The sequence below is a fragment of the Actibacterium sp. genome, from assembly GCF_055134745.1.
In genome coordinates this window covers 1-20,534 of record NZ_JBSRVX010000032.1, presented here as the reverse complement: position 1 = coordinate 20,534, position 20,534 = coordinate 1, and the positions used below count along the sequence as shown (strand labels likewise).

The 20,534-nt window shown below is 60.5% G+C and carries 20 protein-coding genes, 1 tRNA gene and 2 pseudogenes; 6 read left to right on the top strand and 17 right to left on the bottom strand.

The genetic code is table 11. The features are described 5' to 3' along the window. Positions 1–132: pseudogene (locus tag ACTCHC_RS07270) on the top strand (antibiotic biosynthesis monooxygenase family protein); the annotation flags it as partial. A 323-nt stretch (positions 133–455) separates the two neighbouring features. Here ACTCHC_RS07270 and ACTCHC_RS07265 read toward each other — a convergent pair. Together ACTCHC_RS07265 and uvrB are read right to left on the bottom strand one after the other, a co-directional pair. Next, positions 456–917 carry a hypothetical protein gene (locus ACTCHC_RS07265; RefSeq protein WP_463021817.1) on the bottom strand — a complete coding sequence of 154 codons (462 nt, stop codon included), beginning with the start codon at positions 915–917 and terminating at the stop codon, positions 456–458. 4 nt (positions 918–921) lie between these two features. After that, the gene (gene uvrB / locus ACTCHC_RS07260; protein ID WP_463021816.1) at positions 922–3,096 is read right to left on the bottom strand and encodes an excinuclease ABC subunit UvrB; all 2,175 of its coding nucleotides are present in this window, start codon (positions 3,094–3,096) and stop codon (positions 922–924) included. Positions 3,097–3,386: 290 nt separating this feature from the next. Here uvrB and ACTCHC_RS07255 point away from each other — a divergent pair, with 290 nt between their 5' ends. Further along, positions 3,387–3,698, top strand: coding sequence for an ETC complex I subunit (locus tag ACTCHC_RS07255; protein ID WP_463021815.1), 312 nt, complete (start codon positions 3,387–3,389; stop codon positions 3,696–3,698). A 44-nt stretch (positions 3,699–3,742) separates the two neighbouring features. Continuing rightward, positions 3,743–3,819 (top strand) — tRNA-Arg (locus tag ACTCHC_RS07250). On the opposite strand, the gene ACTCHC_RS07245 is transcribed toward ACTCHC_RS07250, so the two are convergent. The 7 genes from ACTCHC_RS07245 to urtA form a co-directional block, all read right to left on the bottom strand. Beyond that, the gene (locus ACTCHC_RS07245; protein ID WP_463021821.1) at positions 3,778–4,317 is read right to left on the bottom strand and encodes a Stf0 family sulfotransferase; all 540 of its coding nucleotides are present in this window, start codon (positions 4,315–4,317) and stop codon (positions 3,778–3,780) included. The genes ACTCHC_RS07250 and ACTCHC_RS07245 overlap by 42 nt on opposite strands. A gap of 70 nt (positions 4,318–4,387) precedes the next feature. Next, a complete protein-coding gene (locus ACTCHC_RS07240; protein ID WP_463021814.1) occupies positions 4,388–4,768 on the bottom strand; it encodes a hypothetical protein in 381 nt (126 codons plus the stop codon). A 277-nt stretch (positions 4,769–5,045) separates the two neighbouring features. Next, on the bottom strand, positions 5,046–5,741 hold the full coding sequence (urtE, locus tag ACTCHC_RS07235; protein WP_463021813.1) for an urea ABC transporter ATP-binding subunit UrtE: 696 nt from the start codon (positions 5,739–5,741) through the stop codon (positions 5,046–5,048). A 2-nt stretch (positions 5,742–5,743) separates the two neighbouring features. Further along, positions 5,744–6,484, bottom strand: coding sequence for an urea ABC transporter ATP-binding protein UrtD (gene urtD / locus ACTCHC_RS07230; protein WP_463021812.1), 741 nt, complete (start codon positions 6,482–6,484; stop codon positions 5,744–5,746). After that, entirely contained in the window at positions 6,481–7,713 is a 1,233-nt protein-coding gene (gene urtC, locus ACTCHC_RS07225) for an urea ABC transporter permease subunit UrtC (RefSeq protein WP_463021811.1), read from the bottom strand. The genes urtD and urtC overlap by 4 nt, the downstream gene beginning before the upstream one ends. 3 nt (positions 7,714–7,716) lie before the next feature. After that, the gene (urtB, locus tag ACTCHC_RS07220) at positions 7,717–9,678 is read right to left on the bottom strand and encodes an urea ABC transporter permease subunit UrtB (RefSeq protein WP_463021810.1); all 1,962 of its coding nucleotides are present in this window, start codon (positions 9,676–9,678) and stop codon (positions 7,717–7,719) included. 67 nt (positions 9,679–9,745) lie between these two features. Continuing rightward, the gene (gene urtA / locus ACTCHC_RS07215; RefSeq protein ID WP_463021809.1) at positions 9,746–11,011 is read right to left on the bottom strand and encodes an urea ABC transporter substrate-binding protein; all 1,266 of its coding nucleotides are present in this window, start codon (positions 11,009–11,011) and stop codon (positions 9,746–9,748) included. Positions 11,012–11,147: 136 nt separating this feature from the next. Here urtA and ACTCHC_RS07210 point away from each other — a divergent pair. Both ACTCHC_RS07210 and ACTCHC_RS07205 read left to right on the top strand, forming a co-directional pair. Then, positions 11,148–11,324 (top strand): annotated as a pseudogene (locus ACTCHC_RS07210) (helix-turn-helix domain-containing protein); the annotation flags it as partial. Between the two features lie 102 nt (positions 11,325–11,426). After that, the gene (locus ACTCHC_RS07205; RefSeq protein ID WP_463021820.1) at positions 11,427–12,065 is read left to right on the top strand and encodes a LysR family transcriptional regulator substrate-binding protein; all 639 of its coding nucleotides are present in this window, start codon (positions 11,427–11,429) and stop codon (positions 12,063–12,065) included. Here the strand turns inward: ACTCHC_RS07205 and ACTCHC_RS07200 are convergent. Genes ACTCHC_RS07200 through ACTCHC_RS07185 form a run of 4 tightly spaced genes read right to left on the bottom strand, consistent with a single transcriptional unit; the run spans position 12,044 to position 16,003 of the window. Beyond that, positions 12,044–12,784, bottom strand: coding sequence for a peptidase (locus tag ACTCHC_RS07200; protein WP_463021808.1), 741 nt, complete (start codon positions 12,782–12,784; stop codon positions 12,044–12,046). The two genes, ACTCHC_RS07205 and ACTCHC_RS07200, sit on opposite strands and share 22 nt — an antisense overlap. A gap of 31 nt (positions 12,785–12,815) precedes the next feature. Beyond that, positions 12,816–13,622 (bottom strand): transglutaminase family protein, encoded by an 807-nt coding sequence (locus ACTCHC_RS07195; RefSeq protein WP_463021807.1) that lies wholly within the window; start codon positions 13,620–13,622, stop codon positions 12,816–12,818. A 6-nt stretch (positions 13,623–13,628) separates the two neighbouring features. After that, positions 13,629–14,570 carry an alpha-E domain-containing protein gene (locus ACTCHC_RS07190; protein ID WP_463021819.1) on the bottom strand — a complete coding sequence of 314 codons (942 nt, stop codon included), beginning with the start codon at positions 14,568–14,570 and terminating at the stop codon, positions 13,629–13,631. A gap of 5 nt (positions 14,571–14,575) precedes the next feature. Next, entirely contained in the window at positions 14,576–16,003 is a 1,428-nt protein-coding gene (locus tag ACTCHC_RS07185) for a circularly permuted type 2 ATP-grasp protein (RefSeq protein ID WP_463021806.1), read from the bottom strand. 209 nt (positions 16,004–16,212) lie between these two features. Between ACTCHC_RS07185 and ACTCHC_RS07180 the strand changes: the two genes are divergently transcribed. Beyond that, entirely contained in the window at positions 16,213–16,632 is a 420-nt protein-coding gene (locus ACTCHC_RS07180; protein ID WP_463021805.1) for an Hsp20/alpha crystallin family protein, read from the top strand. A gap of 30 nt (positions 16,633–16,662) precedes the next feature. Here the strand turns inward: ACTCHC_RS07180 and ACTCHC_RS07175 are convergent, their stop codons facing one another. From ACTCHC_RS07175 to ACTCHC_RS07160, 4 genes are all read right to left on the bottom strand, one after another. Then, the gene (locus ACTCHC_RS07175; RefSeq protein WP_463021804.1) at positions 16,663–17,787 is read right to left on the bottom strand and encodes a TFIIB-type zinc ribbon-containing protein; all 1,125 of its coding nucleotides are present in this window, start codon (positions 17,785–17,787) and stop codon (positions 16,663–16,665) included. A gap of 42 nt (positions 17,788–17,829) precedes the next feature. Beyond that, positions 17,830–18,930, bottom strand: a complete 1,101-nt coding sequence (locus ACTCHC_RS07170) for an SPFH domain-containing protein (RefSeq protein WP_463021803.1) — start codon at positions 18,928–18,930, stop codon at positions 17,830–17,832. Between the two features lie 63 nt (positions 18,931–18,993). Further along, positions 18,994–19,869, bottom strand: a complete 876-nt coding sequence (locus ACTCHC_RS07165) for a DUF2927 domain-containing protein (protein ID WP_463021818.1) — start codon at positions 19,867–19,869, stop codon at positions 18,994–18,996. A gap of 78 nt (positions 19,870–19,947) precedes the next feature. After that, positions 19,948–20,534, bottom strand: a 587-nt coding sequence (locus ACTCHC_RS07160; RefSeq protein ID WP_463021802.1) for a toxic anion resistance protein, incomplete at its 5' end; no start/stop codon positions are given.

Here is a 20,534-nt window from a genome sequence, read left to right as displayed (position 1 = left end):
TCGCAATGGACCGCGCGCGAGGATTACCAGGCCATGCTGCGCACCGAGGAAATGCGCATCCGCAACCGCCGCATCAACGCGCTGTGCAAAGGGTTCGAGCCGGTGATGTATGACGTGGTGGATGTGTATTAGGGGGTAAGGGGCGCCCGGAAAACGGTCCGGTGGACCGTTTTCAGCGCTGAACGGGCGGCGCCCCGGGGGCGTGCGGCAATTGCACCGCTGGCGGGGATCACGAACAGAGGGCATCGCCCGAACCGAGGGGAGGGTGCGAAGCGCCCGCGTCACGCCGCAGGCGTGCCTTCGGCACGACGGGGGCGGTTCGGGCGCTGCCCGGTCCGATGGACTGGGCGGGTTACTTTTGTAGTGAACTTGTGGTCTTGGGTGAGGAAATTATTGGGGGTAGCGGGTTCCATCGACCCTCTGCTTGCAAAAACGCACCCAACGTAGGCCGACTGCTATAGCTTGCGACAGATTTTGACGAATTCTTCCAGCGTGACGATCTGAAATTCCGGACCCAATATACTGACGATATGACCTTTCCTGCCAAGTATGCGTTGGTCATGGGTAATGAAGTACCGGCCACCGTTTTTCGCTGCCTCAAACAGGTGGTCTGCATCGGCTTCGTGCTTGGTGCTTTGCGCATTTCCTCGCAGGAGATCCCCGATTTTGTTCCGTTTACTCTGCTCCTCAGAATTCAGTGTTACCGGGAGGGTGTAGATTCCGTCCATGTCAGACCGAACCTGCGCGGGTGTTGCGGGGTTGGAAATTTCGTCCTGCACGCGCTTGGGTTTGACAATCGAAAGCTTAAGGTCCGTGACTAGTTTCTGAAATTCGTCGACCAGCTTGGTTCGCGCGGTGTCCGCGCGGTCAAGCGCGTTGGCATCAAGAAAAACGTTTCCAAATCTAGGGTCGACCATCCCTTCACCGCCGCCCCCCGCGCTTCCCGCCCCGCATCCCGCCGCGCCCGCCGGTTGACCGCCCGCCCTTCACGGCGGCCTCGCTCACGGCCTCGACCGCTGATTGCCGGGCCAGCGGGTCATCGGCCACGGCCAGTTCCACGGCTTCCAGCCGCTTGACCTCGTCGCGCAGACGTGCGGCCTCTTCGAATTCAAGGTTCTCGGCGGCCTTGCGCATTCCGGCACGCAGCGCGTCCAGATGGGCGGCCAGATTGGCGCCGACCAGCGGCGTTTCGATCTTGGCCGTCACCCGGTTCATATCGACATCGCCCTTGTAAAGCCCGGCCAGAATATCCTCGACGTTCTTCTTGACCGTTTGCGGCGTGATGCCGTGTTCGATATTATAGGCCATCTGCTTGGCCCGCCGCCGGTCGGTTTCCCCCATCGCGCGTTCCATCGACCCGGTGATGCGATCCGCATAAAGGATCACCCGCCCGTCGACATTGCGCGCCGCCCGCCCGATGGTCTGGATCAGACTTGTCTCGGATCGCAGGAAGCCTTCCTTGTCGGCGTCCAGAATGGCGACAAGCCCGCATTCGGGGATATCCAGCCCCTCGCGCAGCAGGTTGATGCCGATCAGCACATCGAAGGCGCCCAGCCGCAGATCGCGCAGGATCTCAATCCGCTCGATCGTGTCGATATCCGAATGCATATAGCGCACGCGGATCCCCTGTTCGTGCATGTATTCGGTCAGGTCTTCGGCCATGCGTTTGGTCAGCGTGGTGACAAGGGTGCGGTAACCCGCCGCCGAAACGCGCCGCACCTCGTCCAGCAGGTCATCGACCTGGGTGCCGACCGGGCGAATCTCGACCATCGGGTCCAGCAGCCCGGTGGGGCGGATCACCTGTTCGGTGAAGACGCCGCCCGTCTGCGCCAGTTCCCAAGCCGCCGGGGTGGCAGACACGAACACCGATTGCGGGCGCATCGCGTCCCATTCCTCGAATTTCAGCGGGCGGTTATCCATGCAGGACGGCAGGCGGAACCCATGTTCGGCCAGCGTGAACTTGCGCCGATAGTCGCCCTTGTACATGCCGCCGATCTGAGGGACCGAGACATGGGATTCATCCGCGAAAACAATGGCATGGTCGGGGATGAATTCGAACAGGGTCGGCGGGGGTTCGCCCGGCGCACGCCCGGTCAGATAGCGCGAATAGTTCTCGATCCCGTTGCACACGCCGGTTGCTTCCAGCATTTCCAGATCGAAACTGGTGCGCTGTTCCAGCCGCTGCGCCTCGAGCAGCTTGCCGTCGTTCACCAGTTGATCCAGCCGGTGGCGCAGTTCCTTCTTGATGCCGACAATCGCCTGTTTCATCGTCGGCTTTGGCGTGACGTAATGCGAATTGGCATAGATGCGGATATGGTCGAAGCTGTCGGTCCTGGCGCCGGTCAGCGGATCGAACTCGGTGATCGATTCAAGTTCCTCGCCGAAAAACGACAACCGCCAGGCGCGGTCATCCAGGTGGGCGGGCCACACCTCAAGCACGTCACCACGCACCCGGAAACTGCCCCGCGCAAAGGCGGTGTCGTTGCGGCGGTATTGCTGGGCGACCAGATCGGTCATCACCGCGCGCGTGTCATAGCTGGCACCGACCTTCAGATCCTGAGTCATTGCGCCATAGGTTTCGACCGAGCCGATACCGTAAATGCACGACACCGACGCCACGATGATCACATCGTCACGTTCCAGCAGGGCGCGGGTGGCCGAATGGCGCATCCGGTCGATCTGTTCGTTGATCTGGGATTCTTTTTCTATGTAGGTATCGGACCGGGCGACATAGGCCTCTGGCTGATAATAGTCGTAATAGCTGACAAAATATTCCACGGCATTGTCGGGAAAGAACCCCTTGAATTCGCCGTATAACTGCGCCGCCAGCGTCTTGTTCGGGGCCAGGATGATGGCAGGGCGCTGGGTCGCCTCGATCACCTTGGCCATGGTAAAGGTCTTGCCGGTGCCGGTGGCACCCAACAGAACCTGGTCGCGTTCACCCGCATTGATACCGGCAGACAGTTCCGCGATCGCGGTGGGCTGATCGCCGGCCGGTTCGAAATCGGTCCTCAGTATGAATCGCTTGCCGCCTTCCAGCTTGGGGCGGTTCTTCACATCGGGGGCCGGTGCGTGCAGCAGGGGAATGTCGGACATGGGCGGATCCTTTGGGCTGCCCATACAGTTGATCCGTTTTTGTTCACGTTCAAGGGGCCAACGATGCCAATCTGGCGCGCCCGATAAAATCCCAAACTTTTGATTGATTCAATCTTAAGGTGAGCTTATGATTGAGGGGCATGCAGCAGGACAGATTGTCGACCGGGCATAGTTCCCTCCCACGCTTGATATGCCCCGGTTGACAATCTCGTTGCAGATCTCGCGTTACAGTGGCTTGCACATCCGCACCGATTTGCCGATAAAAGCATACCGAAACCGGAGTCCTGCCCATGCGTGCCCGCATCTATAAACCTGCCCGTAACGCGATGCAGTCTGGCACCGCGAAGACCCGCGACTGGGTTCTGGAATATGTCCCGCAAACGCCGCGCGCCCTTGACCCGCTGATGGGCTGGACCAGCGCCGCCGACACCCAGGCGCAGGTGCGGATGAACTTTCCCACCAAGCAAGCCGCGCTGGATTACGCCCTCGAAAACGGGATCGACGCGGTGGTTCAGGAACCCAAACCCCGCAAGCCCAATATTCGCCCCGGTGGCTATGGCGAAAACTTCGCCACCAACCGGCGTGGCGTCTGGACACATTGAACCCTTGCCTTTGACGGCCCGCTCGCGCAAAAACCGATGCGTGCGGTCCTATAGCTCAACTGGATAGAGCAGCCGACTTCTAATCGGCAGGTTGAGGGTTCGAGTCCTTCTGGGACCGCCAGAATTTCCAGCGTTTGCTTTTTTCGGGATGCTGTCCGTTATCCGATCTGGTGCTTGATACAGCCTGCGCCGTCATGCCGCTTTGCGAATTCGCAGCAGGCGGCACTTTCAGCAACAGTTTAATGGTTTTCTCTACAAAAGCCGCATTCGTGGCGTCAGCCTGTTTCTGAATGCTGGGCGTCGAAACAATCGCCATCGCCGGATCGAGGTCAACAAATTCGAAAACTCGGCGCAATTCACGTTCGGGCGTGTTTACAAGGTCTTCGTAGATTACGCGAATACGCGGGATATTCATGGCTGCGCAATAAAGTTGAACGCTAATATTCGACATCGCGATCGTCTCGACGATACCAAAGATTTCATCCGGTCGAAAAACTGCCTCGCCTTGACTGGCTAGTTTGCTGGTCCATTGTTTTGTTTGCGTGGCAATCGACATAGAAACCGCTTGCGACAGCAAATCTTCGCGCAGAATATGGATGACCTTAACTGCGGGAAACATACGGACGATGCCAAAACGATAGAGCATCGCCAATTGTTCTGCCGAGGCCTTTACGCCAAAATACGGTGTGTCAGGCTGGCTCGCTGGCTCGCTGGCTCGCTGGCTCGCTGGCTCGCTGGCTCGCCTCACGGGTCATGGCTTTTCCCATCTTCAGCATATATTCGGGAAAACTTTCCAGGCCACGCCTGTGTTTGACATTGCTGACCATGTCGTAATTCAGCATTTCACCCAAGCCAACAAACTGGCCCGTTCCCAGCATGTAATCGGCCAGCAGATTTGACCCCGATCTGTTGGTGAACGCGAGAACGACCAAGGGTTTGTCAAAGACCTGACCGCCCTCATAGTGGGTCGCGCCGGGATAGAGCGCAGAAATTTGCTGTTCGTGAACGCCGGGCGAATTCATAGCATGTTGGATATGCGAGATCATGTTGATCGGGCTGTTATCAGTCATGTGTTCAAATCCCGGGCGTGTTTCTGAAATGGGTGACGGATAATATTGCTGCGTCAATATCTTGGTCAGTTGGGTGGGAAGAGCAACCCTAAAATGCGCCAAGGCGGCCACGCGGCCATCGGCGATGAACAGGCCTTGGCTGCCTGTGAAAATTATGCGGTGACGCCAACGAAGCGGACCCTTCGCGCCTGAATCTATGCAAGGCGATGGGCGCGATTTTCAAATTCGCCCCACCACGCCGCAAAAAACGCGATGATGTGCCGGGAAGACGAACCCATCAAACCGAAACAGCTGTCATCAGCGCGTCTTCGGAAATATCGGCCTTGGCGCCGCTCAGCGTGACGCGGCCCTGATTGAGAACATAGAACCGGTCGGCCAGCCCATAGGCAAAGCTGAAATATTGCTCGACCAGCACGATGGCCATCGTGCGCTGGTCGCGCAGATATTCGATCACGCGGCCGATCTGCTGGATGATATTGGGCTGAATGCCTTCGGTCGGTTCATCCAGCAACAGAAGTTTCGGCTTGGTGATCATGGCGCGGGCAATCGCCAGTTGCTGTTGTTGGCCGCCCGACAGATCGCCGCCGCGCCGCCCCTGCATTTCCTTCAACACCGGGAACAGTTCGTAAATTTCGTCGGGGACCATGTATTCGCTGCGTGGCAGGCAGGCATAGCCGGTTTCAAGGTTTTCGCGCACCGTCAGCAGCGGAAAGATCATCCGTCCCTGCGGAACATAGCCGACCCCCTTATGCGCCAGGGCATGGGCGGGCGGTTTGCCCAGAACCTCGCCGTTCAGGGTAACGGATCCGCCCGATCGGTGATGCGTGCCCGACAGCGCCTTCAGAAGGCTGGTTTTGCCCACGCCATTGGTGCCCATCACACAGGTGATCTGGCCGGTTTCGGCCGCCATGTCGATGCCATACAGGATCTGGCTGCCGCCATAATGCAGTGTCAGGTTTTTGGTTTCCAGCATGCTCAGCGCCCCAGATAAACGTCGATGACTTCTTGGTTGGCGGTCACATGGTCCAGACTGCCTTCGGCCAGAACCGATCCTTCGTGAAACACCGTGACCTTGCAGTTCAGCCGCCGGACGAATTCCATATCATGTTCTACCACCACCACGGCGCGGGTTTTCGCGGCCTCGACCAGAATGCTGGTCGTGTGTTCGCGTTCGGCCGGCGACATGCCCGCCGCGGGTTCATCGACCAGCAGCAAACGCGGTTCCTGCGCCAGCAGCATGCCAATCTCCAGCCATTGCTTTTGCCCATGCGCCAGTTCACCCGCCTTGCGCGGCAATTCGGATTTCAGCCCGATCGTTTCGGCCAGTTCGGCAACCTTGTCGCCGTCCTCGGACGAGCGCCGATAGGCCAGAACGGCAAAGGGGCCGCGGTCTTTTTTGAGGGCCATCAGCAGGTTGTCGAAAACCGACTGATCCTCGAACACGGTGGGGCGCTGGAACTTGCGCCCGATGCCCTGGCGGGCGATCTGGCTTTCGTTCATGCGCAGCAAGGATATGCTTTTCTCGCCCCAGATGACGCGGCCCTCATCGGGCTTGGTCTTGCCGGTGACGATATCCATGAAGGTGGTCTTGCCGGCGCCATTGGGGCCGATGATGGCCCGCAATTCGGCCTCGCCAATGCTGAAGGACAGGTTATTGATGGCGCGGAACCCGTCAAAGGTGACGGAAATGCCGGAAACTTCCAGAAGGCTGCTCATTTCTCGGCCTCCGCTTCGCGGAATGATCCCTGATCGGGGCCCAGATCGGCCCCGTGCCGGTCGGGCGCCTGGCGTCGGACCAGCAGATCGAACAGCCCGCCGATGCCCTTGGGCGCAAACAACGTCACCATCACAAAGCTCAGCCCCAGCAGCACCAGCCACCAGTCCACCCAGTCGATCGTATAGAAGCCCAGCGGCAGGTCGGGCACCTGGCCGCCCGTGAACCAGGTGGATATCAGCGACACGAAACCCGCGCCGATCACGGCGCCATACAACCGGCCGCGCCCGCCAATGGCGACCCAGACCGCCAGATAGATAGACGCGATCGGCGCGATTTCGGCAGGATTGATGATACCCGCTTGCGGGTAATACAACGCCCCCGCAATGGCCGCTATCATCGCCGTGACGGTAAAGACCACCAGCTTGTAGCTTTCGACATGATAGCCCAGGAACCGCACGCGGGCTTCGTCATCGCGGATGCCGCGGATCACCGATCCGAATTTCCCCCCCACGATCCAGGCGGCCAGCACATAGCCCAGCCCCAGCGCCAGCGCCGAGGCCCACAGAAAATAGACCGAGATCAGCGATTGCGGAATGCCATCGGCGCCGGGCAGGTTCTGCAGCCCCGACAGCCCGTTATTGCCCCGCAGCCCGCTGTCGTTCTGGAACAGATACAGCGACAGCGCCAGCGTCATCGCCTGAGTCAGGATCGACAGATAAACCCCCGTCACCCGCGACCGGAACGCCAGCCACCCGAAGATCAGCGCCAGCAATCCGGGGATGGCGACCACCAGGATCAACTGAATGATCAGGCTGTCGGCAAAGGCCCATATGGCCGGGATCCTCGCCCCTCCGACAACCCCGAAGATCTGCACGCCGACGGCTTCGCGAATTTCCTGGGGCGTGGCGGGAATGACGGCCCCGGCCATGGATGTCATCACGATATCCTTGGTGCGTTCAAACATCAGCCACATGCCGATCATGTAACCGCCCAGCCCGAAAAACGCGAAATGGCCAAGCGACAGGATGCCGCAATACCCCCACACGATATCCATCGCCACCGCGATCAGGCACAGGCACAGGGTCTTGCCCAGGGTTTTCACCATCGAGGTCGAGATGATATCGGCCCCGAACGCGTCTGACAGCAAGGTGATGGCCAGCGTAAAGATGGCCAGCACGGCGATGAAGATCAGCGTGGACGGGTTGCGCATGAAGAAACTTCTTTGCATGGCTTAATCCCCCGCCGCGCGGCCCTTCAGGGCGATGATGCCCTTGGGCCGGAACTGAATGAAAATGATGATGAAGATGATCATATAGGTCTGGGCCGCCAGGGTATTGGACGGGTTGAACCATTCGATTCCCTTTTGCACGAAACCGATCATCGCGGCCCCCAACAATGTGCCCCAGATATTGCCGACCCCGCCCACGACCACGGTCATGAAGCTTTGCACGATATAATCGGCCCCCAGTTCCGATGTGACCTTGGCATACAACCCGATCGCCACCCCGGCGATTCCGGCGATGCCCGATCCCAGCCCGAAGGTCAGCATGTTGATCCGGTCGGGATTGATTCCCATGGAGGATGCCATGCGCGGGTTCTGTGTGACGGCGCGCACCTCCAGCCCTAGCCGGGTCTTGTTCAGAATGAACAACAACAGGAACAGGAAGATCACGCCCAGAACGAAAATCGCGATGCGGATATAGCTGATCGCGACCACATCGTTCAGCACCAGCGACCCGTCCAGCCAGCCGGGGCTGGTCAGCGGTCGGGCCTGTGTGCCGAAGATATTCTTGACCACCTGCTGCAGTGCAATTGAAATACCGAAGGTCGCCAGCAGCGTCTCCAGCGGGCGGTTATACAGCCAGCGGATCACCAGACGTTCCATCGCCACACCGGCGGCGAATGTCACCGCAAAGGCCAGCGGCAGCGCCACGATGATCGACACGGTATAGTTCGGGATCAACTGCTGCACGACATAGCCGGTATAGGCGCCCATCATGATGAATTCGCCATGCGCCATGTTGATGACGCCCATCACCCCAAAGGTGATGGCCAGTCCGATGGCCGCCAGAAAATAGATCGACGCCAGCGACAACCCGTCCAGCGACAGGTCCAGAACCTGGTTGAACCCCACGCGCGTCGCGATCGACCGCAGGGCCTTGCGCGCGGCATCGGTGATGGCGGGATCGGTTTCCGTATACTGATCAAAGAAAACATGGGCCTTGAGGGCCGCGTCGATGTCATCTTCGGTCACTTCGGGCGGCACGGTCCCTTCGGCGGCCAGCGCTGCATAGGCGCGCGAGCGTTCTTCTTCCGATGACAGCGCCGCGACCGGAACCCCGCCGACCATGCCATCTTTCAGATTGGCGATCAGCACGTCCTTCTTCTGGGCGGCGGTCACGCGTGCGGGGGCAAGCCCGGCATCCACCAGCATGGCATAGGCATCTGCCCGCGAAATGGCGCCGCCCGGTTTCAGGGTGGCGGCGATATTCGTATCTTCGGGCAGGGTGGGGGCGACCTTGCGCGTGGTTGCCAGCAGCGGGTTCAGCGCGCCGCGGGCATCCACGCCCAGATCGGTTGCAAAGCTTTCGATGGCGGCCACGCGGGCGGCGTTGTCGGTGTCATAGCTGATGGTCAGCAACCGCTCCAACCGCTGTTTGCGGGCCTTCAGGCCGGGATCGGTTTCATCGACGAGAGAGCCGCGCAGCGCCTCCAGATGCGATTCTTCGGGGCCGCGTTCGATCGCGGTCAGACCTTCGGCGCGTTTGGCCGGGTCAGGGTCGGTCAGTTGATAGCGCACCAGCGCGGTGGCGATCACGCTGCGCACGCCGCTGTTGGGCTTCAGTTGGTCAATCTCGGATTTGCCGATCTCGCCCACCGGCTGTCCGGTGGCGATGTCGATCAGGCGAAAACTGTCAGCGCCGGCCGGTTCGGCGAAAAAGAACAGACCGTCCGATTTGCGCTGCCAAAGTTCCTTGTCGCGCCAGGCGCGCAGAACGGAACGTGTTTCCGGCAGATTTGAGGCCAGCAATGCCTCTATCACGCCGTCGATGGTGCTGCGCGATGCCTTTTCGATGGCGGCGCGGTTGTCTTGCATCAGGGTCTGGATGGCGCTGTCCTGTGCCTGAACGGCCAGCATGGACAACAGCCAGAACAATGCGGCGCGAAGGCCAATGTTGATAAAGTGTTTCATTCCCACCCAAACCGGAGGGGGCGCTGTGGCCCCCTCCTTTTTCGTTTCGTTGCGGACCAGTGTCAGATCAATAGTTCGACTTCATCTGGACGCAGGTCTTGGTTTCGGTGTTGTACATACCGCAGCCCAGATCTTTCCAGTCCGATTCCAGCACGGCCGATTCTGGCAGGAAGTCGGTCCAGGCATCGCCCGGCACCGGGTCGGTCTGGCTGATGATATCGAACTGGCCGTCGGCCTGGATCTCGCCGATCAGAACCGGCTTGGTCAGGTGGTGGTTGGGCAGCATTTCGGCCATGCCGCCGGTCAGGTTGGGGAATTTCTGGCCGATCATTGCGGCTGAAACCTTGTCAACATCGGTGGTCCCGGCTTCGGTCACTGCATTCACCCACATGTTGAAGCCGATGTAATGGGCCTCCATCGGGTCGTTGGTCACGCGGTTTTCACCGGCATAGGCTTTCCATTCCTCGATGAAGGTCGCGTTTTCCGGGGCATCGGCGGACTGGAAATAGTTCCAGGCGGCCAGGTGGCCCACCAGGTTCGACGTATCCAGGCCTGACAGTTCCTCTTCGCCAACCGAGAAGGCCACGACAGGGATGTCATCGGCGGAAATGCCGGCCGCGGCCAGTTCCTTGTAGAAGCCGATATTGGCGTCGCCATTGATGGTGCTGATCACGCCAACCTTCTTGCCATCGGCGCCCAGTGCCACAACGTCAGCCACGATCTTGGACCAGTCGGAATGTCCGAACGGGGTATAGTTGACGAAGATATCGTCGGCCGAGATACCCTTGTCCTTGAGGTATTGTTCAAGGATCTTGTTCGTCGTGCGCGGATAGACATAGTCGGTGCCAAGCAGGGCGAATTTCTCGACGCCCAGCTCTTCAAGATAGTAATCGACGGCCGGAATGGCCTGCTGGTTCGGCGCCGCGCCGGTATAGAAAACGTTCTTGGAGCTTTCTTCGCCCTCATACTGAACCGGATAGAACATCAGGCCGTTCAGCTCTTCCAGAACCGGCAGAACCGATTTGCGGCTGACCGAGGTCCAGCAGCCAAAGATCACGTCGACCTTGTCCTCGGTCAACAGCTTGCGGCCAAGACGTGCGAATTCCGGCCAGTCGGATGCCGGGTCAACGACAACCGGAACCAGCTTTTCACCCAGCAAGCCGCCCTTGGCGTTCTGCTGTTCGATCAGCATCAGCATCGTGTCCTTCAGCGTCGTCTCGGATATCTTCATCGTGCCGGAAAGCGAGTGCAGGATACCGACCTTGATGTCAGCCTGCGCCGCACCAGCGAATGCGGCCGACAGAACGGCAGCGGAAAGAATATGTTTGATCATGAGAAGATTGTCCCTTTTGCGTCTGCGGGGACGTCAGCCCCGCCCGGGGCAAGGTTTGTGAATTTAACTTGTTGCTGTCTTCTGCAAGTTTTGCGTAACTGTGGTGCAAAATTCGCAACACGGTGGCTGAAATTCGATGCGGCATCTCAATCTATACCGGGCGATCAGGGTCGTGGTGAACGAGGGTTCTATCCGCAAAGCCTCTGAAAAACTTGCCATTTCTCCTTCGGCGCTGAACCGGCAGATCCTGGCGTTGGAGGAGGATCTGGGTGTGCCATTTTTTGAGCGCCTTCCCGGCGGCGTGCGTCTTTCGACAGCAGGCGAGATATACTATCGCCAGTTTATTGGGCACATTGCTGAAATTGAGGGCGCAAACGAAACCGTTGCTGATTTATCAGGCCTTCGGATTGGCCACGTGCGCATCGCGGTGAGTCGCGTGCTGGAAAACGGAATGCTGCCGCGCGCCGTCCGCGCGTTTCGTGCCGAACATCCCAGGGTGGGCTTTTCGCTGTTGCCGGTATCGTCGGACCGGTTTTCGGAAATGCTGTCATCGGGCCGCGTCGATCTGGCGCTGATTGCCCAGCCGCAATATCACGAAGGCGTTGAAACCCTGATGGTCGAGGATTTCCCGGTTCTGGCCGTCATGTCTGCGGCCTTGATCGACGGGGTGACGGCGCTGACCCCGGAGATGCTGTCAGAACTCGATCTTGTGCTGCCCCCCGGCCCGGCGGGAATGCGCGCGCATCATGCGCTGGGTCTGAAGCGATTGCGGCTTGATTTGAACCCGGCGGTGGAAAGCGCCCAGTTGCTGCCCCCCTGGGGCAATGAAGGCGCGCAAAGGGCCAGCGCCCAGTTCTGCCTGTCGCCTGCGGTCACTGATGAATGGCTTGCCATGCACAAGGCGCGCATGGTGCCGGTGGCCCGTATCGGCCCGGCCCGGATTGCGTTGTGCAAGCGCGAAGGGCGTATTCTGCCCGTGGCGGCCGACAAATTCGCGCAGTTGCTGGCGCGGTCCCTGCAGACCGCCGCGCGTCAACCATCGGACAGCCGATAGGGGGGCAGGCTGTCAAAGGCCAGTTTCAGCGCATCGCCCCAGCCTTCTGATATGGTCTGGAAATAGGGATCGTCACGCGCGACACGCTGAATTTCGCCCGCTTCCAGCGATCCCGCGCGATAGATCTGGAAATCAAGCGGCAAACCGACAGACAGGTTCGCCTTGATCGTTGAATCGAACGATACCATCAGCAGTTTGATGGCCTCTGCAAAGCTCATGTCGGGGTCAAAGGCCCGGATCAGGATCGGACGGCCGTATTTGGTTTCGCCGATCTGAAAGAACGGCGTGTCATCCGAGGCCTCGATGAAATTGCCTTCGGGATAGATCAGGAACAATCGCTGCGGACCGGCACCGATCTGCCCCCCCAGAATGATCGTGGCGTTGAACCCGCTATCGGCGCGCTGCCCGGCGGCGGCATGTTCGGCGATGACATCGCGCAGCGTATCGCCCACCAAACGGGCGACCTGAAACATCGACGGCTGTTCCAGAATCGACGGGCTGCGCTGTTCATGCGCCTTGCTGCGCTCGTCCAGAATGCTGACAACGGCCTGTGTTGTGGCCAGATTTCCGGCGGTCATCATCGTGATCACCACCTGCCCGGGAACCGACCAGCTGTGCATCTTTCGGAAACTGGAAATATTATCCATCCCCGCATTGGTGCGGGTGTCTGACATGAATATCAGGCCGGAATTCAGCTTTAGCCCGACGCAATAGGTCATTTAGATCTCCGGCGATGACGATTCCGCAGGGTTATTGCTGCTGCACCTGAATGTCCACCGCAAGCGATTCTTTCCCATGTTCGCCCATGCGCAGCCCGGAAACCGGCGCCGCCTCGCGGTAATCCAGGCCCGTCGCCACGCGCACATAGCGTTCATCGGGGCAAACCGCATTGGCGATGTCAAAGCCGATCCATCCGATGCCCTCGACATGGGCCTCGGCCCAGGCATGGGTGGCGTCTTGCTGGGTCTGACCCTCCATCAGAAGATAGCCCGACACATAGCGCGACGGCATCCCCATTGACCGCGCTGCGGCGATAAACACATGCGCCTGATCCTGACAGACCCCGCGCCCGGCCCCCAGCGCATCTTCGGCGGTGGTCAGAACGTCGGTATGACCCGGCAGATATTCGATCTGATCGGCCACGCGGTCGCACAGCGCATGCAGCCGCGCGATCGTGTCGTCGTAATCGCCCAGCAGGCCCTTGGTCAGCTTGCGCGTCAGGTTGCCCGCCCGCGTCAGGTCTGTCGGGCGCGCGAAATACCACAACGGGGCAAAACCCGAATGTCTGCCTGAAACCCCGGCTGTATCGGTGGTTTCGATCATCCCCTGCGCCGAGATCACGATCTCGCTGACACCAGGTTCGAAACTGACCAGTTGAACGGCGTTCTGGTGCTGGTCCTCGAATTCCAGCTCGACCTTGCCACCGCTGACGCCGACCTGCCACAGGGTTACACCCTGTCCGGGGGTGTTGCGCGGGGTCAGGCGCAATTCCTGCAACCCATAGCCCAGCGGCTGTTCATAACGATAGGTCGTGCGGTGCGATATGTTCAGATGCATGTCGGATCAGCCATAAAACCGAAAATCCTTTTCGATCTGAATTCCCAGGGCAGTGTTATCGCCAAGAAAACCGGTCAGAAATTCATGCAGGCCGGTATCGAATATCTCGTCAATTCCGGTCTGCGACAGCCGGTCGCGCAGCGCGCAAACCCGTTCGACGCATTCATACTGGCCCCCATATTGCTGTTGAAGATAGGTCAGATTGCCAGACAGTTTCGACACGCAGAATTTCAGCGAACGCGGCATGCGCCCGTCCAGAATCAGGAATTCGGCGATGCCCTTGGCCTGAATATCCGGCCCGTTCAGCCAGCGATAGGCGCGCTGCCCTGCGACAGAACGCAGGATAGTTTCCCATTGCATATTGTCCAGCGACGATCCGATCTGGCTGACCGAGGGCAGCAAAACGTAATATTTCACGTCCAGAATCCGCGCCGTGTTGTCGGCGCGTTCCAGAAAAGTGCCGATCCGGGCAAAGTCGAAGATATCGTTGCGCAGCATCGTGCCATGCAGCGCCCCGCGCACCAGTGCGCTTTGCTGGCGGATCAGCGCCAGTATCCCGGGCAGATCGGGTTCGCGCACCGGGCGGCGCAGGGCCTCGGTCAGGTTCATCCAGGATTCGTTGACCGCCTCCCACACTTCGCGGGTCAGGGCGGTGCGCACCAGCCGCGCGTTGTTGCGCGCCATTTCGATGGCCGACAGCACCGATGACGGGTTCGCTTTGTCGCGCAGCAGAAAATCGACGGCCAGTGCCCCGTCGATTGCCTCGTGCCGCTCCAGATATTCGGCACGCACCCCGGCCGTTTCCAGCACCGAGGCCCATTCATCGGTTGCCGCATCGGGCCGCGTCAGGGCAATGCGAAAGCCCGCATCGACCAGTCGCGCAGCATTTTCCGAGCGTTCAAGATAGCGGAACATCCAGAACAGTCCGCCCGCAGTTTTGCCCAGCATCTGGCTCATTCTCCCAGCACCCAGGTATCTTTGGTGCCGCCCCCCTGGCTGGAATTGACCACCAGCGAACCGGGCTTCAGCGCCACCCGCGTCAACCCGCCCGGCGTGATGTCGATCCGGTCGGGCGAGACCAGCACGAAGGGGCGCAGATCGACATGGCGCGGCGCAAGCCCGGCCTTGGTCAGGATCGGCACCGTCGACAGCGCCAGCGTGGGCTGCGCGATATAGTTGCCGGGCTTGGCCTTCAGCTTGGCCCGGAACCGCGCGATTTCCTTTTTCGACGCCGCCGGCCCGACCAGCATACCATAGCCGCCCGATCCGTGAACCTCTTTCACGACCAGCTCTTCCAGATGCTCCAGCACATAGGCTAGCGCATCGGCCTCGGAACAGCGCCAGGTGGGCACGTTTTTCAGGATCGCCTTTTCGCCGGTATAGAATTCAATGATATCAGGCATATAGCTGTAGATCGCCTTGTCATCGGCAATGCCGGTGCCCGGCGCGTTGGCAATCGTGATGCCGCCCGCACGATACACGTCCATGATGCCCGGAATGCCCAGCAGGCTTTCGGGGTTGAAGGTCAGCGGATCCAGATAGTCATCGTCAATCCGCCGATACAAAACATCAATCGCCTTGTAGCCGCGCGTGGTGCGCATGGCGATCCGCCCATCCACCACGCGGCAGTCATGACCTTCGACCAGTTCGGCCCCCATGTGATCGGCAAGAAACGAGTGTTCGAAATAGGCCGAATTGTGGATGCCAGGCGTCAGAACCCCCACCACAGGCGTGCCGGTAACGGTGCGCGGCGCGCAGGCGGCCAGCGACCGGCGCAGGCGGGCAGGGTAATCGGAAACCTGCTGAACCTTGATCCTGGAAAACAGTTCCGGAAACATCTGCAACATGGTTTCACGGTTTTCCAGCATATAGGACACGCCCGACGGGGTGCGGGCGTTATCCTCTAGCACGAAAAACTCGTCCTCGCCGGTGCGCACCAGATCGGTGCCCACGATATGGGTATAGACATCGCCGGGCGGGTTCACCCCGATCATCTGCGGCAGGAACGCGTCATTATTGGCGATCAATTCAACGGGCACCCGGCCCGCCCGCAGAATTTCCTGGCGGTGATAGATATCATACAGAAAGGCGTTGATGGCGCGCACGCGCTGTTCGATCCCGCGCGTCAGCCGGGCCCATTCACGTTCGGATATGATGCGCGGCACGATGTCGAACGGGATAAGCCGTTCATCGGCATCGGCCTGCCCATAGACATTGAAGGTGATGCCCGTGCGGCGAAAGAACATTTCCGCCTCTTGCGACTTCTTGTGAAGGCGCTTGATGTCTTCCTGGGCGAACCAGCCGTAATAGTCGTCATACGGCGTGCGGGGATTGCCATCAGGCTGATACAGTTCGTCGAAAAAGCGGGCTTTCTTGTCCATGAGCCCACGTTATTTGATAGCGCAACCGCTGCAACTGTCCGCCGCATGGGGCCGCTATTTTGCCGGTATTTGGGCGTTCCGGCGCGTGAAGATGCCTGTTTTTTAGGCGTTGCCGCGTGCGGCAGGAAGCGGTTCTTGATCGGCGTCAAGGCAAAGGTCTGGCCGGTTGTCTATGATCACCGCATTCACTGAAAGTCATGGAGGGTTCTATGGTCGAGAAATCGCATACATCCGGCTTTTGGCCATCGCTTTATGATCCGCTGCGTAACATGGGCGCGCGTATCGCCGACTGGTTCGCACCGGCATCCGAGGCATCGGTGGGGGATGACGGATATCGAATCGCGCTGGAACTGCCCGGCGTCGAGGACAAGGATGTGACCGTCACAGTTGAAAACGGCGTTGTCACCGTCACGGGCGAAAAACGATCCGAGAGGTCCGAAAAAGGTGACAGCTGGTATTTCAGCGAACGCCAGTTCGGATCGTTTTCGCGCAGCTTCCGCCTGCCGCCCGATGCGGCGGAAGATCAGGTCAAGGCCGACCTGAAGGAAGGCGTTCTGACCATCGCGATTGCCCGCAAATCGCCCCAGGCCGCAGCGGCAGGCAAGCAGGTGCCGATCGGGCGCGGATAGGCGGTCGGGCGCAGCGCCCGCCGCAGCGCCCTAATATCCTTGCTGGTTCAGCGCGATCAGATAGCCGGCACCGGCGGCGATGGCCGCGCCCAGAACGATCGCGGCCGCGATTTTCCAGGCCGACCACGGCCGTTCGCCCTGAACCCGGCCCGTGCGGCCATTGACGACAAAGCGATAGGTCTTGCCGCGATAGATATAGGCCGCCATCCAGACCGGCAGCAGGATATGCTTGAAGGTCACATCCCTGACCTGTGTCTGAACGGAATGGATGCGCTGGGTGTCGCCGCCGATATCGAATTTCACATCGCGCTCGATCACCCGGTCCATATGCGCGCGGGCCTGCGCATAGGCGTCGGTCAGTTCGACAGTATAGGCCTCGGCCCGGAAACCGGCCAGATATTCCAGGCGATATGGTTCCAGCGCCGGCAGGTCCCAGGGTTCCAGCGCATCAGTGAACCGCTTGGGCAGGCTGGTGCTGGCCAGCACCAGCACATCATCGAACCAGCGCGCCACGTGGCCCGCAGCGGGCGACCAGCGAATGCGCTGTTCGCGCACCTGTTGCGCGCGGCCATCGCGGGTGACGGTGCGGGTGACATAATAGATCGTGCCGCGCTCGCCGCGATAGGCGGATGTCGTATCGGCGTCGAAGGTCCAGTAGGGGACATAGATACCCTGCATCCGCCGCCCCTTGCGGGCATAGGCCTGCAAACCGCCCGGCGCGAACCACAGCCGACCCAGCCAGTTCGACATCGCATCATGCGCCGCCTTTTGATCCAGCGCAAAGGGCAGCAGGGCGCGCGGCTTGATATGGCGATGCATGCCGGTATCGGTGACAACCGGCGTGGCGCAGAACGGGCATTCGGCGGCATGGATATCGGTGCTGAACTCGATCTGCGCGCCGCAATTGGGGCATTGGCTGATGCGGGTTTCTTCGTATTCCGTGGCGGGCAGATCGGCATCCAGCGCGGCGCGGAAATCCTGTTCGCGGATCGGCGGCGTTGCGGCCTGCGCGGTTCCGATAGGACGGGTCGCACCGCAATGGTCGCAGATCAGCCGGTCTTGCCCGGGATCAAAGCGCAGGTCGGCGCCGCATTGATCGCAGGGAAAGCGGTGTTCGATGGTCCCGTCCGGGGGGGAGGGGGGCAGCGGCGCCATGATCTATGCCTTCGGCGAGGGTATTTGTGCCAAGAATAAGCCCTATGCCCCGGGGGGCGGCGGCGGCAGGATGGTGAAAAGCTGCGCCAGTTCAGCGACATCCTCGGCCCGTTTCCAGCCATCCTGGCCGGCGGTCCATACATATGTGTCGCGCGTCAGCCCGCCATCTGTGGCCATGCGCCCCAGGCTGGCGCGGCTGAAGGGGCCGCTGGTCTTGCCGTCCTGGGCAAGATGCCAGACCTTTTCGACCGGTGGTGGGGCGGGAGGCGCGGCAGGGGCCGCACCCCAGGGGCCGGGCTGGGCCATCTGCGCGCCCACGGCCAGCCCCATGCCCGCACCCATGCCCGCCGCCATGCCGCCGCCCGCCGGATTGCTGGCGGCTGTCGTCATCGCCTCGGCCGCCGAATATTGGGTGAAGCGGCCCAGATCGCCCGCCAGCCCCATCGAGGTGCGCTTGTCCAGCGCCGCCTCGACCGCGGGCGGCAGGCTGATGTTTTCGATGTAAAGCTCGGGCAGGGTGATGCCATAGGCCTCGATCGTGGGGGCGATGCGGGTTCCCACCAGCTTGCCCAGATCGGCGGTATTGGCGGCCATGTCCAGCACCGGGATACCGGATGCCGCGATGACGCGGGAAAATTCCTGGGTGATGATGTTGCGGATCTGAAAGCTGATCTCGTCCATGGTGAATTCGCCATCGGTGCCGACGATTTCGGTCAGGAATTTGGCCGGGTCCGACACCCGCACCGAATAGGTGCCAAAGGCGCGGATGCGGGTCGGGCCGAATTCTGGGTCGCGCAGCATGATCGGGTTCTTGGTGCCCCATTTTAGGTCATTGAACCGGGTCGTGTTGACGAAATAGATTTCCGATTTGAACGGCGATTTGAAGCCGTGATCCCAGTGTTGCAGCGTGGTCAGCACCGGCATGTTGTTGGTTTCCAGCATGTAAAGGCCGGGGGTGAAAACATCGGCGATCTGGCCTTCATGCACGAAAACGGCGGCCTGGCCTTCGCGGACGGTCAGCTTGGCGCCGTATTTGATCTCGTGGCCTTCGCGTTCGAATCGCCAGACCATCGTGTCGCGGCTGTCGTCGGTCCAATGGATGACATCTATGAATTCACCGGTCAGGAAATCGAATATACCCATGATGTTACCTTTCACTTTGGCTCCGTGCCCGGTCGGCCGGGCGCGGGAATTGGTCGGTCTGGCCTAGCTTTCGCCGCCCAGCAGGTCGGTCGCGATCTGGCGCAGGATCGGGCGGGCCTCGTCCTCGTGCATGCCGGGATGCAGGCGCCGATCATACAGCATTTTCAACATCAGTTCGTCCATTCGGGTCAGAAGGGCGAATTCTTCGTCATCGTTGAAGATCGAGGGGCGGGCGCTGGGGCTGTCATTGGCAAGGCCCATGGCCTGGGCCAGTTCTTCGTGGATGCAGGACAGGCGCATAAGATCGGGGTGTTCGCCCCGGATCACGGCGACCGCGCGGTTATAGACAGGCGCATTGCCCTTGGAAAACGCAAAGACCAGACAGAAAGTCGATCTTGGCATGGTGGTGATCGTCTCCACCGCGCTGGTTTCGATTCCCGGCACCATCTGGCGAAGGCGGGGGCCGAAGGCGCGGCGTTCATCCTCGTTCAGGATCAGGACATGGAAATTCGCCTGTTCTGCCGTGGTCTGGCGGATCGGAATACCGGTCAGTTGGCTGAGGCGGGCGGTATAGGCCATTATATCGGACTGGTCCCGGTCCTGGCGATCCTGCGGGATGGTGTCGCCAAATGTCACCGCCATGCGGATCGGGCTTTCCCAGCGGCGCAGGCTGCTGATCGTCTTGCGCGCCACCAGCGCGCCGCCCTGGGGCGTGTATTCATCGTAAAGCGCGATTTGCACAAAGTTTTCGATCAGCTGGCGTGTTGAAAAGGGCGTGTCGTTGCCGCCGCCATCGGTGCGCATCAGCCCGCGCGTCAGCAGATCGGCCTGCAGGCGCGCGAAATGCTGCTCCAATGCAAGGCTGTCAGCAGAGCGTTGGGCCGGCCCGGGGGGCAGGGGCGGCGGTGCGCCAGGCGTGGACGCAGCCGGTGGCATCATCATCTGACAAGCAGCCAGAAAGACAACGGCCAGCGCGGCCAGCGGGGTGGAAAGGCGGCGGATGATGGCGGCCTCCTGCTAGCGGCGCGGCACGGCGGTGCCGGCATTGTCGCCAACCCCGTCGCGCCGGGATTTGGCGGCTGCCAGAGTATCGCGCAACTCGGCTTCCAGTTTTTTCAGGTCTTCCTCGGCGGCGGCGCGTTTTGCCTTGCCGTCATCGGCGATGGCCAGACTTTCCTGAATGGTGGCGATCAGTGTGGCATTGGCCTTTTTCACCGCTTCGATATCGAACACGCCACGCTCCATTTCAGTGCGCACGACACGGTTGGCCTGTTGCAGGTTCTCGGCATTGGCCGTCAGCAATTCGTTGGTCAGATCGCTGGCTTCGCGCACCGCCCTGGCGGCTTCGGCAGAGCGCTGAATGGTGACCGCCTGCGCCAGTTGCGTTTCCCACAGCGGCACGGTGTTCACCAGAGTCGAGTTGATCTTGGTGACAAGGCTTTTGTCATTCTCCTGCACCAGACGGATCGAGGGCAGCGATTGCATCGTCACCTGACGGGTCAGTTTGAGGTCATGCACCCGGCGTTCCAGATCGTCGCGGGCGGCGCGGATGTCGCGCAGCTCCTGTGCCTTCATCACCTGATCGTTTTCAGGCGCGGCATTCA